The sequence below is a fragment of the Pseudomonas frederiksbergensis genome, from assembly GCF_001874645.1.
Taxonomy (GTDB): domain Bacteria; phylum Pseudomonadota; class Gammaproteobacteria; order Pseudomonadales; family Pseudomonadaceae; genus Aquipseudomonas; species Aquipseudomonas frederiksbergensis_B.
Genome location: NZ_CP017886.1, coordinates 3,514,320 through 3,530,123 on the forward strand (window position 1 = coordinate 3,514,320; position 15,804 = coordinate 3,530,123).

Annotated in this window: 14 protein-coding genes; 13 read left to right on the forward strand and 1 reads right to left on the reverse strand. The window is 60.1% G+C overall.

The features are described from left to right. Positions 1-125 precede the first annotated feature (125 nt). Genes BLL42_RS16800 through BLL42_RS16810 form a run of 3 tightly spaced genes read left to right on the forward strand, consistent with a single transcriptional unit; the run spans position 126 to position 2,588 of the window. Positions 126-1,151, forward strand: coding sequence for an aminoglycoside phosphotransferase family protein (locus BLL42_RS16800; RefSeq protein WP_071553113.1), 1,026 nt, complete (start codon positions 126-128; stop codon positions 1,149-1,151). Further along, positions 1,148-1,819 (forward strand): N-acetylmuramate alpha-1-phosphate uridylyltransferase MurU, encoded by a 672-nt coding sequence (gene murU / locus BLL42_RS16805; protein WP_071553114.1) that lies wholly within the window; start codon positions 1,148-1,150, stop codon positions 1,817-1,819. Before BLL42_RS16800 ends, murU begins: the two co-directional genes overlap by 4 nt. 1 nt (position 1,820) lies before the next feature. Then, positions 1,821-2,588, forward strand: coding sequence for a TerB family tellurite resistance protein (locus BLL42_RS16810; protein ID WP_071553115.1), 768 nt, complete (start codon positions 1,821-1,823; stop codon positions 2,586-2,588). A gap of 91 nt (positions 2,589-2,679) precedes the next feature. Here BLL42_RS16810 and BLL42_RS16815 read toward each other — a convergent pair whose 3' ends face one another. Then, positions 2,680-3,669 (reverse strand): alpha/beta hydrolase family protein, encoded by a 990-nt coding sequence (locus BLL42_RS16815; protein ID WP_071553116.1) that lies wholly within the window; start codon positions 3,667-3,669, stop codon positions 2,680-2,682. Positions 3,670-3,746: 77 nt separating this feature from the next. Between BLL42_RS16815 and BLL42_RS16820 the strand changes: the two genes are divergently transcribed. From BLL42_RS16820 to trpE, 10 genes are all read left to right on the forward strand, one after another. Then, positions 3,747-5,762 carry a PAS domain-containing sensor histidine kinase gene (locus BLL42_RS16820; protein ID WP_071555779.1) on the forward strand — a complete coding sequence of 672 codons (2,016 nt, stop codon included), beginning with the start codon at positions 3,747-3,749 and terminating at the stop codon, positions 5,760-5,762. A gap of 105 nt (positions 5,763-5,867) precedes the next feature. Further along, on the forward strand, positions 5,868-6,497 hold the full coding sequence (locus BLL42_RS16825) for a response regulator (protein WP_071553117.1): 630 nt from the start codon (positions 5,868-5,870) through the stop codon (positions 6,495-6,497). Positions 6,498-6,840: 343 nt separating this feature from the next. After that, on the forward strand, positions 6,841-7,965 hold the full coding sequence (locus BLL42_RS16830) for an ABC transporter ATP-binding protein (protein WP_071553118.1): 1,125 nt from the start codon (positions 6,841-6,843) through the stop codon (positions 7,963-7,965). A gap of 48 nt (positions 7,966-8,013) precedes the next feature. Beyond that, complete coding sequence (locus BLL42_RS16835) at positions 8,014-9,057, forward strand: ABC transporter substrate-binding protein (RefSeq protein WP_071553119.1); 1,044 nt, start codon at positions 8,014-8,016, stop codon at positions 9,055-9,057. Positions 9,058-9,236: 179 nt separating this feature from the next. Further along, positions 9,237-10,484, forward strand: a complete 1,248-nt coding sequence (locus tag BLL42_RS16840; RefSeq protein WP_071553120.1) for an ABC transporter permease — start codon at positions 9,237-9,239, stop codon at positions 10,482-10,484. 13 nt (positions 10,485-10,497) lie between these two features. Further along, positions 10,498-11,322 carry an ABC transporter permease gene (locus BLL42_RS16845; RefSeq protein WP_071553121.1) on the forward strand — a complete coding sequence of 275 codons (825 nt, stop codon included), beginning with the start codon at positions 10,498-10,500 and terminating at the stop codon, positions 11,320-11,322. A 193-nt stretch (positions 11,323-11,515) separates the two neighbouring features. Continuing rightward, positions 11,516-12,664 carry an iron-containing alcohol dehydrogenase gene (locus BLL42_RS16850; protein WP_071553122.1) on the forward strand — a complete coding sequence of 383 codons (1,149 nt, stop codon included), beginning with the start codon at positions 11,516-11,518 and terminating at the stop codon, positions 12,662-12,664. Positions 12,665-12,756: 92 nt separating this feature from the next. After that, a complete protein-coding gene (gene rpe, locus BLL42_RS16855) occupies positions 12,757-13,431 on the forward strand; it encodes a ribulose-phosphate 3-epimerase (RefSeq protein ID WP_071553123.1) in 675 nt (224 codons plus the stop codon). Next, positions 13,428-14,246: a phosphoglycolate phosphatase gene (locus BLL42_RS16860; RefSeq protein WP_071553124.1), complete on the forward strand. Its 819-nt coding sequence runs from the start codon at positions 13,428-13,430 to the stop codon at positions 14,244-14,246. The genes rpe and BLL42_RS16860 overlap by 4 nt, the downstream gene beginning before the upstream one ends. A gap of 70 nt (positions 14,247-14,316) precedes the next feature. Further along, positions 14,317-15,798: an anthranilate synthase component I gene (trpE, locus tag BLL42_RS16865; protein WP_071553125.1), complete on the forward strand. Its 1,482-nt coding sequence runs from the start codon at positions 14,317-14,319 to the stop codon at positions 15,796-15,798. The last annotated feature ends 6 nt before the right edge of the window (positions 15,799-15,804 follow it).

Below are 15,804 nucleotides of genomic sequence, written 5' to 3' on the forward strand. Positions count from 1 at the left end.
TAGTCCGGGCTTCCTGCGTGCCATCTGCCCGCGGTGTGGGCCGCACGCCTCTCGATGGTCTGAAAAAGATGCTGGATAATAAAGCATGACCCGCTTGACGGCTAGCGCCGTCGGAGACCCTTGTAATGCCTGACCAAGATGTACGCTTGCAACACCTGAAAGTTTGGCTTGATGAGCAATTGGCAATGCTGTTTGCCGCGCAAGGATGGGGTGCCTTACCCCCGGCCACGTTGACCGCGGCTAGCAGCGACGCGAGTTTCCGTCGTTACTTCCGTTGGGAAGGCGAAGGCAGAAGTTTCGTTGTGATGGACGCTCCGCCGCCCCAGGAAAACTGTAAACCTTTCGTGGATGTCGCCTTTTTACTGGCGAAATCCGGAATTAACGTGCCGAAAATCTACGCAGAAGATCTGGAACGCGGTTTTCTTTTGCTCAATGACCTGGGCAACAAAACCTACCTGGACGTGATCGACAGCGAAAATGCTGACGATTTGTTCAAGGATGCCCTGCAAGCGTTGCTGGCTTTTCAGCAGTTGCCGATGGTTGCTCCACTGCCCAGCTATGACGTGGCACTGTTGCGCCGTGAGCTGGAACTGTTCCCCGAGTGGTACGTGAAGCGCGAGCTGGGCATCGAGTTCGATTCGGCGCAACAAATGCTCTGGCAGCAAGTCAGCGACAGATTGATCGACAGCGCTCTGGCCCAACCGAAAGTGCTGGTGCATCGCGATTACATGCCGCGCAACCTGATGCTCAGCGAGCCGAACCCCGGCGTGCTGGATTTCCAGGACGCGGTGTACGGGCCGGTGACGTATGACGTGACCTGCCTGTTCAAGGACGCCTTCCTCAGTTGGCCTGAGGAGCGCGTGCGCGGTTGGCTGGCGGACTACTGGCAGCAAGCCGGCGCTCTCGGCATTCCGGTTCAACCCGATTTCGAAGACTTCCTGCGTGCCAGCGACCTGATGGGTGTGCAGCGTCACTTGAAAGTGATCGGCATTTTCGCTCGCATCTGCCATCGCGACGGTAAGCCGCGTTACCTCGGCGATGTGCCGCGCTTCTTTGCTTATATAGAGGCAGTGGTCGCTCGTCGCCCTGAGCTGGTGGAGTTGGATGTGTTGCTGGCCAGTCTGCGCCAGTCGGTCGGAGTCTCTGCATGAAGGCAATGATTCTGGCAGCAGGTAAAGGTGAGCGCATGCGCCCACTGACCCTGACCACTCCCAAGCCGCTGGTGCGCGTTGGCGGGGTGCCGCTGATCGACTACCACCTGCGGGCGCTGGCGGCGGCAGGTTTCACCGAGGTGGTGATCAATCACGCCTGGCTGGGGCAACAGATCGAAGATTACCTGGGTGACGGTTCGCGCTATGGCCTGAGCATTCAGTACTCGCCGGAAGGAGAGCCGCTGGAAACGGGCGGCGGGATATTCCGCGCGCTGCCGCTCTTGGGTGATGACGCGTTTTTGGTGGTCAACGGTGATATCTGGACCGATTACGACTTCACCTCTCTGCGTCAACCGATAGCGGGCTTGGCCCACCTGGTGCTTGCTGACAACCCGGCGCACCACCCGACCGGTGATTTCAGCCTGCTCGACGGCCAGGTGCGCGACGGTCAGCCTGGTGCACAGACCCTCACCTACAGTGGCATCGCCGTGTTGCATCCGAAACTCTTTGCGGTGTGCGCGGACGGCGCCTTCAAACTGGCCCCGCTGTTGCGCGACGCCATGGCGCAAGGGCGGGTGAGCGGCGAGCGCCTGCACGGGCAATGGGTCGATGTCGGCACTCACGAACGTCTGGCCGAAGTTGAACAATTGATAGAAGCGAGCTACTGACATGTTGTGGCCAGGGACTCTGATCGGAGCCGGAGCGGGCTTTGCCATAGCCAGCATTCCGGGGGCCATGCTCGGCGCATTGTTAGGGCAGGCGCTGGACCGGCGCTTGCAGCTACAAAGCCTTGGGCATTTGCGTGAGCGACTCGGCGGTCGGCCGATGTTGCGTAACGACGAATTGTTGTTTGTATTGCTAGGGCGTCTGGCCAAGAGCGATGGTCGGGTGGTGGACGGTCATATCTACCAGGCGCGCCAGGAAATGCGTTCGCTGGAAATGAGCGAGCCGGCGCAGAAGCGAGCGATCGCGGCGTTCAATCGCGGCAAGTCGGGTCATGATCGCTTGCGGGGTTACTTGCGCCGTTTAAGTGCGCAACCGCATGCTGCTGAAGGCGTCTTGCGCGCCTGTTGGCGGATGGTCTGGGCTGACGGGCGTGCCGGAAGCACCGAACGCGAGTTGATTTCGCAGTGGGGCAAGTGGCTGGGCTGGACGCCGGAGCAGGTGCAGGCCTTGGCCAGTGATTACGAACCCCATAAAAAAGCACTGGCAAACAGTGCAGCGGCTTATCAGGAGGCGCTGCGGGTGCTTGGCGTGTCTGCCACCAGTGAGCCGTCGCACATCAAGCGCGCCTATCGACGCCTGCTCAGTCGCCATCACCCGGACAAAATTGCCGGTACTGGGGCGACTCTTTCCCAGGTGCGCGAAGCGACCGACAAAACCCGCGAGTTGCACAATGCCTATACGTTGATTCGCGAAAGGCGGGATTTTCGATAGCGGCCTGGAAGGTCAAAAGATCGCAGCCTACGGCAGCTCCTACACCAGGTTATGCATACACCTGCTGCAGGCTGCGATTTTTTGCTTTTGCTTAGTCCGCTTTCTGCGGGTTCAACCAACCGCGCACACGGCGGAACAATTGCTCCTGTTCGGCAGCGCTGTTGCCGGGCAACGTCTTGAGTGCAAGCTGGCTGAATGTCGAGGCCTTCAAGCGTTTGCTGGCTTGCAAGCGCTCCAGGGCTGCGCTCTGTACCAGCGCCTTGTCCTTGTAGTAGATGTCGAAGGTGGCCAGCTTCAAGGTGGTGGTCAGTTCGGCCAGTCCGGGCGTCGCGGTCACGGGTGTCTGTGCGGCAACCATCACGAACTTCTCGATATGCGATGGCTGTTTTTCACTCAGGTAGCGAGCGGCCCAGTAAGCCCCTGTACCGTGACCAAGCAAGACGATACTGCGAGCACTTTGTTGTTGGGCGAAAGCAATGGCTGCGTCGATCCGTGCGTAGATCCGCTCAGCGTCAGCCTTGGCTTGCTCTTCGCTGGTCTTGGCAACCGCGCGATCGGTGATATCCCCCTCACCACCGGCCACTTGCTCGATGGGGGGCGCGGTGCTGGCGTCTTTGCTGCCGGTCTCGGTTTTGGCCGGCGCAGGTGCGACGTCGACGACACGCGCTTGCGGGGCATTGCTTTGCAGGTCTGGCAGGGTAAGACTCAGGCTGCTCCAGTCGGCATCGGGCAGTTTTTGCCGCAAAGGACTGATCGCTTGAGGCCAGTCAGCGGTTTCTCCAGCGCCGGGGATAATAATCACCGCACCCTTGGGGGTGTTGGTGTTGGCCGGTTTCCAGAGCGCGAGAAAACTGTCACTGCCGGCCTGCAACTGCTGTTGCTCTAGCGCGGGGACAGTGCGTTCAAGAGCGGTGGCTTCTTCCTGACTACGCTCTGGCAGTGGCTGGCGTTCGACCGGTTTTGCTTCGGCGGATTTTTCTGCTGTAGCGGATGCCGGGGCGGCGGCCTGAGCTGAAAAGGCACAAGGCAGGATCAGCGACAGGCACAATGCTGGCAGTGCCAAGCGGTAGACAGGGGGCATCGGATATTCCAGGCCAGAAGTAATCCCGGCAGCCTAATAGGTTGGTCAGTATTTGTCAGTGTGTGAGACTTCGGATGATGCGTTTTCGCTGCCTGTTGGTTATCGGCTGTTGTTGGCTTCCCTTGATGGCATGGACGGCGCCCGCGTCGCCTGCGCATGGCGCGCCGTTGAACGCCGAGCAGCGTCAGTGGCTCGCACAACACAACGAGCTGCGCGTGGGTGTGGTGCTGCAAGCGCCTTTCGCACAGTACGACCGGCGCTTGCAGCGGTTGTCCGGGGCCAACATCGAATTGATGCAGTGGCTGGCCGGTTCGCTGAATATCGAGTTGACGTGGCGCAACTTTCCCGATGTGGCGCAACTGGAAGAAGCGCTGCGCGAAGGTGAAGTCGACCTCGCTCCTGGCATGACCCAAACCCCCGCCGGCCTGCGTCTGTGGCAATTCACTGACCCCTACATGCGCGTACCGCAACTGGTAGTCGGCGATCAGAAGGGCGCGGGTGTCGTCGAGCTGGAAAAACTCGATAGCCAGTCGCGGGTTGCCGTGCGCATGCCCAGCGTGATTGCCGATTATCTGCGCAACAACTACGGCAATCTCAACTTGCAGGGCGTGCCAATGGAGCGTGAGGCCTTGCAACTGCTGCTGACTCAACAGGCCCGCTACGCAGTGGTCGATGAAGCCCAGCTCAGTCGTTTGTCGACTGAACCCGAATTCTCCGGGTTAACGGTGGTAGGGGATATTGGCCTGCCGCAGTTGTTACGGGTGGCGACTCGCCGCGATTGGCCGGAGTTGGCCAGCATCGTCGAAAGCGCCTTGCATGCGATTCCCGCCAAGGATCTTGAGCAGTTGCACGCGCGCTGGCTGCAACCCAAGTACCCGCGTCTGGCCGAGTCGCCGGGGTTCTGGCAAAACCTTTGCCTATTGTTGGCCGTGTTGTTCCTCAGCAGCATGGCTATCGTGCTGTGGCAGCGCCGTCAGCAACATACGCTTGAGCAGAGCTTGCTGGCGGCCCGCGAAGACATCGCCTTGCGCGAGGCCAGCGAAGAAGCGTTGCGCCTGACGCAGTTTTCGATTGATCAAAGCACGGTCGGGATCCTCTGGGTCAATTGGGACAGCCATGTGCGTTACGCCAACCGTGCGGCCGAGGACATGCTCGGTTATGCACCGGGTGGTGTCATTGATCGGCCACTGATCGACTTCGAGCCCGGTTTGCACATGGACCGTTGGTTGAGCCTGTGGAAGCGCGCCCGAGCCAGCGAGGACGGGCCGCAAAGCTTTGAAACCAACTGCGTGCGCGCCGATGGCAGTATTCTCCCGGCCGACGTGTCGTTGAGTTTCCTGCGGTTTCGCGACGGTGAATACCTGGTGGTTTACCTCAACGATGTCACCGAACGCCGTCGAGCGCTGGCCGCCTTGCAGGAAAGCGAGGCGCGCTTGCAAGGACTTACCGAGCAATTGCGTGAATTGTCTGCGCACCTGGAAAGCGTGCGGGAAGAGGAAAAGGCTCGAATTGCCCGGGAAGTTCACGACGAATTGGGCCAGATGCTGACGGTGCTCAAGCTCGAAACCTCGATGTGCGAATTGGCCTATGCCGAACTCGATCCGGGTTTGAGTGACCGCCTCAACAGCATGAAGCGCCTGATCGCCCAACTGTTCCAACTGGTGCGCGACGTGGCCACGGCCTTGCGCCCACCGATTCTCGACGCCGGGATCGCGTCGGCCATCGAGTGGCAGGCCCGGCGTTTCGAAGCGCGCACGCAGATCCCGTGTCTGGTGCAAGTGCCGGATAACCTGCCGACCCTCAGCGACGCCAAGGCCATCGGCCTGTTCCGGATTCTTCAGGAGGCGCTGACCAATGTCATGCGCCATGCGCAGGCGCATACTGTTGAACTGACACTGGTGCTGGAAGGCAACGAGTTGTGCCTGACGGTTAGCGATGATGGCCTAGGCTTTGTCGCCCCCGCGGGCAGGCCGACATCCTTTGGTGTGGTCGGCATGCGTGAGCGGGTGCTGATCATGGGCGGCCAGTTGTCGCTGGACAGTGAGCCGGGCGAGGGCACGACCCTGAGCGTACGCGTGCCGCTGGACCGATAAAAGATCGCAGCCTGCGGCAGCTCCTACGCCGAACGCGTACCCTTGTAGGAGCTGCCGCAGGCTGCGATCTTTTAGGGCGCTCAACCCATCAACGAGGAGAAAGGCGTGATCCGTGTACTGGTAGCCGAAGACCACACCATTGTCCGTGAAGGGATCAAACAGTTGATCGGCCTCGCCAAGGATTTGCAGGTGGTGGGGGAGGCGAGCAATGGCGAGCAACTGCTCGAGGCTTTGCGCCACATTCCTTGCGAGGTGGTGTTGCTGGATATCTCCATGCCCGGGGTTAACGGGTTGGAGGCGATTCCACGGATTCGCGCACTGAACAATCCGCCGGCGATTCTGGTGTTGTCAATGCATGACGAGGCGCAAATGGCTGCTCGTGCGTTGAAGGTCGGCGCCGCCGGTTATGCTACCAAAGACAGCGATCCGGCGCTGCTGCTGACGGCGATTCGCAAAGTCGCGGCGGGCGGGCGTTACATTGATCCGGAGCTGGCTGACCGAATGGTCTTCGAAGTCGGCCTGACGGATTCGCGACCGCTGCATTCGTTGCTCTCTGAGCGCGAATTCTCGGTGTTCGAGCGCCTGGCCCAAGGTGCCAACGTCAACGACATTGCCCTGCAACTGGCGTTGAGCAGCAAAACCATCAGCACGCACAAGGCGCGGCTGATGCAGAAACTCAACATCACCTCCCTCGCCGAATTGGTGAAGTACGCGATGGAGCACAAGCTCCTCTGAATTCCCCGACCTCGCAGGAGCTGCCGCAGGCTGCGATCTTGTCCCCGGCCACAGCAAGATCAAAAGATCGCAGCCTGCGGCAGCTCCTACGGGGGGCATATGCATGTCCATTTGCGACATGACGGAAAGCCCGGCCCCACCGGCTTTTGTGGCTTGCAGCTCGATGCTTGCAGCGGCTCCCTCGCGACATACTCAAACGCGCCATGCCTGTAGGGCAATCCCTACCCCCAACCTTCCATCCGGCTGAGGCGATTCTCTCCTGTGCCCCGATTTGCGTGGTCCCAAGGCTCCACTAGGCTTAGTCCTCAGCAGTCCTACATACAAAGAAGACAAAGGTGCGGGTATGAGCGAGGTCGATTCAAGCGCTGGGGCGAGTGATGTACTGGTCAGCTTTCGTGGCGTGCAAAAGAGCTACGACGGCGAGAACCTGATCGTCAAAGACCTCAACCTGGAGATTCGCAAAGGCGAATTCCTCACCTTGCTCGGGCCGTCCGGCTCCGGCAAGACTACCAGTCTGATGATGCTTGCCGGTTTCGAAACGCCAACCGCCGGTGAAATCCTGCTGGCCGGACGTGCGATCAACAACGTGCCGCCGCACAAGCGTGACATCGGCATGGTGTTCCAGAACTACGCGTTGTTCCCGCACATGACGGTGGCCGAGAACCTGGCGTTCCCGCTGACCGTTCGTGGTCTGAATAAAAGCGACGTCAGTGACCGGGTCAAGCGCGTGCTGAGCATGGTTCAGCTCGACGCGTTCGCTCAGCGTTATCCGGCGCAGCTTTCCGGCGGTCAGCAACAGCGTGTGGCACTGGCCCGGGCGCTGGTGTTCGAACCGCAACTGGTGCTGATGGACGAACCGTTGGGCGCACTCGATAAACAGTTGCGTGAACACATGCAGATGGAGATCAAACACCTGCACCAGCGCCTCGGCGTCACCGTGGTCTACGTGACCCACGACCAGGGTGAAGCCCTGACCATGTCCGATCGTGTAGCGGTATTCCATCAAGGCGAAATACAGCAGATCGCCCCACCGCGCGAGCTCTACGAAAAACCGAAAAATACCTTCGTCGCCAACTTTATCGGCGAGAACAACCGTCTCAATGGCCGTTTGCACAGCCACACCGGCGACCGCTGCGTGGTTGAGCTGGGGCGTGGTGAAAAGGTCGAAGCGCTGGCGGTGAATGTCGGCAAGACCGGCGAGCCAGTGACGCTGTCCATTCGTCCGGAGCGCGTGAGCCTCAACGGTTCAAGCGAGTCCTGCGTCAACCGCTTCTCGGGAAGAGTGGCGGAATTCATCTATCTGGGCGACCACGTCCGTGTTCGCCTGGAAGTCTGCGGCAAGACCGATTTCTTCGTGAAACAGCCGATCGCCGAGCTCGATCCGGCGCTGGCGGTCGGAGACGTGGTACCGCTTGGCTGGCAGGTCGAACACGTTCGCGCGCTCGACCCACTTCTAGAGGTGAACTGATCGCCCCGGCTTCACCAACACCAACCCTGCACGTGGAGAGAATAATAAATGTTGAGATCCCTGAAATTCACCGCCCTCGTTATGGGCATGATGGGTGCGGCACACGCGATGGCGGCGGGCCCGGACCTGACCGTGGTGTCGTTTGGCGGCGCGAACAAGGCGGCGCAGGTCAAGGCCTTCTACGCACCGTGGGAAGCGGCGGGAAACGGCAAGATCGTCGCCGGTGAGTACAACGGTGAAATGGCCAAGGTCAAAGCCATGGTCGACACCAAGAGTGTGTCTTGGGATCTGGTGGAGGTTGAATCACCAGAACTGTCCCGTGGTTGCGACGAAGACATGTTCGAGCCGCTCGACCCTGCGTTGTTCGGCAAGTCCGAAGACTACGTGAAGGGTGCCATCCAGCCATGTGGCGTGGGCTTCTTCGTGTGGTCGACCGTGTTGGCCTACAACGCCGACAAGCTGGCAAGCGCACCGACCAGTTGGGTGGATTTCTGGGATACCAAGAAATTCCCGGGCAAACGTGGCCTGCGTAAAGGCGCCAAATACACCCTGGAATTCGCGTTGATGGCCGACGGCGTTGCGCCGAAAGACGTCTACAAAGTACTGGCCAGCAAGGATGGTCAGGACCGCGCATTCAAGAAGCTCGATGAGCTCAAGCCAAGCATTCAATGGTGGGAAGCGGGCGCTCAACCGCCGCAGTACCTGGCTTCCGGCGATGTCGTCATGAGCTCGGCCTACAACGGCCGGATCGCTGCCGTGCAAAAAGAAAGCAACCTGAAAGTGGTGTGGAACGGCGGCATCTACGACTTCGATGCCTGGGCGATTCCAAAAGGCCTGGATAAAGCCCGCGCCGCCGCCGCGAAGAAATTCATCGCCTACTCGGTCATGCCGCAACAGCAGAAAACCTACTCGGAAAACATCGCCTACGGCCCGGCCAATACCCAAGCCGTACCGCTGTTGTCCAAAGACATTCTGAAAGACATGCCGACCACCCCGGAAAACATCGCCAACCAGGTGCAGATCGACGTCAGCTTCTGGGCTGACAACGGTGAGCAACTGGAGCAGCGTTTCAACTCGTGGGCTGCGAAGTAGGGGCTGCCGAAGGCTGCGATCTTTTGATCTTGTTTTTGTAGTTGTTTCGCCGCGTCAAAGGCAAAAGATCGCAGGCTGCGCCAGCTCCTACGGAGTGCGTGTTTTCACAATGAACAGAGGCGGCCTTCCGGCTATGGGAAGTCGCCCTCTGAAATGATCAAAGAATTTCGGAGTTCGCCATGGCCATCGCCGTTCCCCTGAACGAGGGCACCCATCGCACCTTGAAGCAGCGCCTTGCGCGTGCCGAGCGGGTCAACCGCTGGAAGGCCCAGGCCCTGATCGCGCCATTGGTGCTGTTTCTGTTGCTGGTGTTTCTGGTGCCGATCGTGGCGCTGCTCTACAAAAGTGTCGGTAACCCGGAAGTGGTCGGCGGGATGCCGCGCACCGTGGCTGCCATTGCCGCCTGGGATGGCCGAGGCCTGCCGGCGGATCCGGTCTTCAAGGCTGCCAGCGAAGACCTCGCCGATGCCCGCAAGAATCAAAGCCTGGGCGATCTGTCCAAGCGCCTGAACATGGAGTTGGCCGGCTATCGCAGTCTGCTGACCAAAACCGCGCGAGCGCTGCCGTTCCAGACTGAACCGGCCTCTTATAAAGACGCACTTGAAGCGCTGGATGAGCGTTGGGGCGACCCGGCCTATTGGCAAGCGGTGCGCCGTAACACCAGCAGCCTGACGCCGTATTACCTGTTGGCGGCGGTCGATCATCGGATCGACGACCTTGGCGAAATCGCCCCGGCGACCCCTGATCAGGCGATCTACCTCGAGATCTTTGCCCGGACCTTCTGGATGGGCTTGGTCATTACCGCGATCTGCCTGGTGCTGGCGTATCCGTTGGCGTATCTGCTGGCCAACCTGCCGTCGCGTCAAAGCAACCTGCTGATGATTTTGGTGCTGCTGCCGTTCTGGACCTCTATTCTGGTGCGGGTGGCGGCGTGGATCGTCTTGCTGCAATCGGGCGGGCTGATCAACAGCGCGATGATGGCCATGGGCATTATCGATAAGCCGCTGGAACTGGTGTTCAACCGCACCGGGGTTTACATCTCGATGGTGCACATCCTGCTGCCGTTCATGATTCTGCCGATCTACAGCGTGATGAAAGGCATCTCGCCGACCTACATGCGTGCGGCGATCTCGCTGGGCTGCCATCCGTTCGCCAGCTTCTGGCGGGTGTATTTTCCGCAGACCTATGCCGGTGTCGGTGCCGGTTGCCTGTTGGTGTTCATCCTGGCGATTGGTTACTACATCACCCCGGCGCTGCTCGGCAGCCCGAACGATCAGATGGTCAGCTACTTCGTCGCCTTTTACACCAACACCAGCATTAACTGGGGCATGGCGACCGCGTTGGGTGGGCTGCTGCTGTTGGCGACTATTGTGCTCTATCTGATTTACAGCTGGCTGGTCGGCGCGAGCCGCCTGCGTTTGAGCTAAGGGGAGAATCGAAATGCTGAGTCCTTATAAGTCGCCCATCGAGCGGGTGTGGTTCTACAGCTTGCGCACTCTCTGCGGGCTGATCCTGCTGTTCCTGATTCTGCCGGTGCTGGTCATCATCCCGCTGTCGTTCAACTCGGGGAGTTTTCTGGTCTACCCGCTGCAAGGTTTCTCGTTGCACTGGTACCAGGACTTCTTCGCGTCGGCTGAATGGATGCGCTCGCTGAAGAACAGCATGATTGTCGCCCCGGCGGCGACGGTGCTGGCGATGGTGTTCGGTACGCTGGCGGCGATTGGCCTGACCCGTGGTGACTTCCCCGGCAAGGCGCTGGTGATGGCGCTGGTGATCTCGCCGATGGTGGTGCCGGTGGTGATTATCGGTGTGGCCAGTTACCTGGCCTTCGCTCCGCTGGGATTTGGCAACAGCTTTATCTCGCTGATCGTCGTGCATGCGGTGTTGGGCGTGCCGTTTGTGATCATTACCGTGTCGGCGACGTTGCAAGGTTTTAACCAGAACCTGGTGCGTGCTGCCGCCAGCCTGGGCGCTTCACCACTGACTGCGTTCCGTCGTGTGACCTTGCCGTTGATCGCACCGGGGGTGATTTCAGGGGCGCTGTTTGCCTTCGCGACGTCGTTCGATGAGGTGGTGGTCACGTTGTTCCTTGCCGGCCCTCAACAGGCAACGTTGCCACGGCAGATGTTCAGCGGTATCCGCGAAAACCTCAGCCCGACCATCGCTGCTGCCGCCACGCTGCTGATCGCCTTCTCGGTGTTCCTGCTGCTGACCCTGGAATGGCTGCGTGGCCGCAGCGAGAAACTGCGTACCGCGCAAGTCTGACCGTCGGTAATGATCGTTAACGATCGGCAAAACCGGCTTTCTGTAGGAGCTGCCGAAGGCTGCGATCTTTTGATCTTTCGCTTGAAACTCAAGTGAGGCCGAGAAAAAGATCGCAGCCTGCGGCAGCTCCTACGCACATGTATTTCCCAGCTACTATTGTGTCCAGCTCCCCACTTTATAAGAGGCTGCGCACATGAGTCTTTCCTCTTTCAAAATCGCTCACAAATTGCTCACTGGCACCAGTGCTATCGAGCAACTGGCCGCTGAGCTGACCCGTCTGGATGTCGACAACCCGCTGATTGTCACCGATGCGGCGTTGATCAAGTCCGGCACGGTGGAACTGGCGCTGGCGCAACTGGGTGGACGTACTTACGAGATTTTCGATCGGGTGTTGCCCGACCCGGATATCGCCATCGTTGAAGACTGCATGCGCGTCTACCGCGACGGCGGGCATGACGGCCTGATCGGCCTCGGTGGCGGCAGCGCCATCGACATCGCCAAAAGTGTTGCTGCCTATGCGGGTTACCACGGCGCGCTCGAGGATTTGTTCGGTATCGATCAGGTGCCGCGCAAAGGCCCGCCGCTGATTGCGATTCCGACCACCGCCGGCACCGGTTCGGAAGTCACCAACGTGGCGATACTTTCCGACAAGGTCGCGCAGCTGAAAAAAGGCATCATCAGTGATTACCTGCTGCCGGATGTGGCGCTGGTCAGTCCGCAAATGACCCTGACGTGCCCGCGCAGTGTGACGGCCGCCAGTGGCGTCGATGCGCTGGTGCACGCTGTCGAATCCTATCTGTCGCTCAACGCCTCGCCGATCACCGACGCACTGGCCATCGGCGCTATCAAACTGATCGTCACGGCATTGCCCAAGGCCTACGCTAATCCCTCGAACCTGCAGGCCCGTGAAGACATGGCCACCGCCAGCCTGATGGCCGGCATGGCATTCGGCAACGCCGGAGTCGGCGCGGTGCATGCCTTGGCTTATCCGCTGGGCGGACGTTTCAACATTACGCACGGTGTCAGCAACGCCTTGCTGCTGCCGTATGTCATGGCCTGGAACAAGCTGGCGTGCATCGAGCGCATGCAGGATATCGCCGAGGCTCTTGGGGTGAAAACGGCGCAGTTGAGCGCTGACGAGGCGGCGGATAAAGCTGTCGAGGCCATGGCGCGACTCTGTGCCGCAGTGGAAATCCCCCAGGGCCTGCGCAGCCTTGGCATACCAGAAGATGCAATCCCGGCGATGGCTGTGGAGGCCGCGGGAATAGAGCGATTGATGCGCAACAACCCGCGCAAATTGAGCGCCATCGATATCGAGAAGATCTATCGAGCGGCCTACTAGGGCCAGGTCCAATCATCGCGGTCACGGTGCGCGCGTCAAAGCATGAGGTATACAATGCGCGCCATCGTGATTCTGCTCAAAAAAGGTGCGTCATGCAGCCCTTCGCTATTGCTCCGTCGATTCTCTCCGCTGATTTCGCCCGTCTGGGCGAGGAAGTAGACAACGTTCTGGCCGCTGGTGCCGACATCGTTCACTTCGATGTCATGGACAACCATTACGTGCCCAACCTGACTATCGGGCCGATGGTCTGCTCGGCATTGCGCAAGTACGGCATCACCGCGCCCATCGACGCGCACCTGATGGTCAGCCCGGTAGACCGCATCATTGGCGACTTCATCGACGCCGGCGCGACCTACATCACCTTCCACCCGGAAGCCACGCTGCATGTCGACCGCTCCCTGCAAATGATCCGCGAAGGGGGTTGCAAGGCGGGCCTGGTGTTCAACCCGGCGACCCCACTGGACGTGCTCAAGTACGTGATGGACAAGGTCGACATGATCCTGCTGATGAGCGTCAACCCCGGCTTCGGTGGACAGAAGTTCATTCCCGGCACCCTCGACAAGCTGCGTGAAGTGCGCGCGATGATCGATGCGTCGGGCCGTGACATTCGTCTGGAAATCGACGGTGGCGTAAACGTGAACAACATCCGCGAAATCGCTGCCGCTGGCGCTGACACCTTCGTTGCCGGTTCCGCCATCTTCAACGCCCCGAACTACCAGGAAGTGATTGAAAAGATGCGTTCCGAACTGGCGCTGGCTCGCCCATGAGTGGTTTTGAGCAGTTGTTCCCGGGGCATCTGCCGCGGCTGGTGATGTTCGATCTGGATGGCACGTTGATCGATTCGGTCCCGGACCTCGCAGTGGCTGTGGATAACATGCTGCTCAAACTCGGGCGTGCACCGGCAGGTCTCGACGCGGTGCGCGAATGGGTTGGCAACGGTGCGCCGGTGCTGGTCCGTCGTGCGCTGGCGGGCAATATCGATCACGCGAGTGTCGATGATGTCGAGGCTGAGCACGCGCTGGAGATCTTCATGGAAGCCTACGCGGACGGTCATGAACTGACGGTGGTCTACCCAGGCGTACGCGATACCCTGAAGTGGCTGCATAAGCAGGGCGTCGAAATGGCGCTGATTACCAACAAGCCGGAGCGCTTCGTCGCACCCTTGCTGGATCAGTTGAAAATTGGCCGCTACTTCCGTTGGATCATCGGCGGCGACACCCTGCCGCAGAAGAAGCCTGACCCGGCGGCGCTGTTTTTCGTGATGAAAATGGCCAACATACCGGCCTCGCAATCGTTGTTTGTCGGTGACTCGCGCAGCGACGTGCAGGCGGCCAAGGCTGCGGGTGTGAAGTGCGTAGCCCTGAGCTACGGCTATAACCATGGCCGGCCGATTGCCGAAGAGTGCCCGACGCTGGTAATCGACGATCTGCGCAAGCTAATTCCCGGTTGCCTGGATCCAGCCGCTGAGATAACGTTGCCCGACGCTGTTCAATCCCCTCCTGGAAATTCCATCGTGGTGGTCACTCGCAAACTCTGGATGAAAGTCATCAAGGCCCTGGCCCGCTGGCGTTGGCGCGCCTGACTCGATCCTGGCCGGCTATCCGGCGCGTTTGCACACCTGACTGTTAGACCCTCACGCCACGAGGCACCTCATGATCCGCGAAGAATTCCTGCGTTTGGCCGCTGCCGGCTACAACCGCATCCCGCTTGCCTGTGAAACCCTTGCCGACTTCGACACGCCGTTGTCGATCTATCTGAAACTGGCCGACGAGCCCAACTCCTATCTGCTGGAGTCGGTGCAGGGCGGCGAGAAATGGGGTCGTTACTCGATCATCGGGCTGCCGTGCCGCACGGTGCTGCGGGTGCATGATCACCACGTCAGCGTGACCGTCGATGGTGCCGAGGTTGAATGCCACGATGTCGAAGACCCGCTGGCTTTCGTCGAAGCGTTCAAGGCGCGCTACAACGTGCCGACCATCGCCGGTCTGCCACGCTTCAACGGTGGTCTGGTGGGTTACTTCGGTTATGACTGCGTGCGTTACGTGGAGAAGCGTCTGGGCAAGTGCCCGAACCCGGATCCGCTTGGCGTGCCGGACATTCTGCTGATGGTTTCCGATGCCGTAGTGGTGTTCGACAACCTGGCCGGCAAGATGCACGCCATCGTGCTGGCCGACCCGTCGCAGGAAGATGCCTTTGAGCAAGGCCTGGCGCGTCTCGAAGAACTACTGGAAAAACTCCGTCAGCCAATCACCCCGCGCCGCGGTCTGGACTTCAGCAAACAACAAGCGGCTGATCCGGTGTTCCGTTCCAGTTTCACCCAGGATGATTACGAGCGGGCGGTGGACACCATCAAGGAGTACATCCTTGCCGGTGACTGCATGCAGGTGGTGCCGTCGCAACGGATGTCCATCGACTTCAAGGCCGCGCCGATCGATTTGTACCGCGCACTGCGTTGCTTTAACCCGACGCCCTATATGTACTTCTTCAACTTCGGCGACTTCCATGTCGTTGGCAGTTCGCCGGAAGTGCTGGTGCGGGTCGAAGACAACCTGATCACCGTACGCCCGATCGCCGGCACTCGCCCACGCGGCGCTAACGAGGAAGCTGACCGGCTGCTTGAAGAAGACCTGCTGTCGGACGACAAGGAGATCGCCGAGCACCTGATGCTGATCGACCTCGGCCGCAACGACACCGGTCGCGTGTCGGAAATCGGCTCGGTGAAACTCACTGAGAAAATGGTCATCGAGCGCTATTCCAACGTGATGCACATCGTTTCGAACGTCACCGGCCAGTTGAAAGCCGGCCTGACGGCGATGGACGCGCTGCGGGCGATTTTGCCGGCGGGCACGCTGTCGGGCGCGCCGAAGATTCGCGCAATGGAAATCATTGACGAACTGGAGCCGGTCAAACGTGGCGTCTACGGCGGGGCGGTCGGTTATTTTGCCTGGAACGGCAACATGGATACCGCAATTGCGATCCGCACGGCGGTGATCAAGAACGGCGAACTGCATGTGCAGGCCGGTGGCGGCATTGTGGCGGACTCGGTGCCCGCGCTGGAATGGGAAGAAACCCTGAACAAACGCCGCGCGATGTTCCGCGCCGTGGCCCTGGCCGAGCAAACGCCGCAAAACTGATCGCGG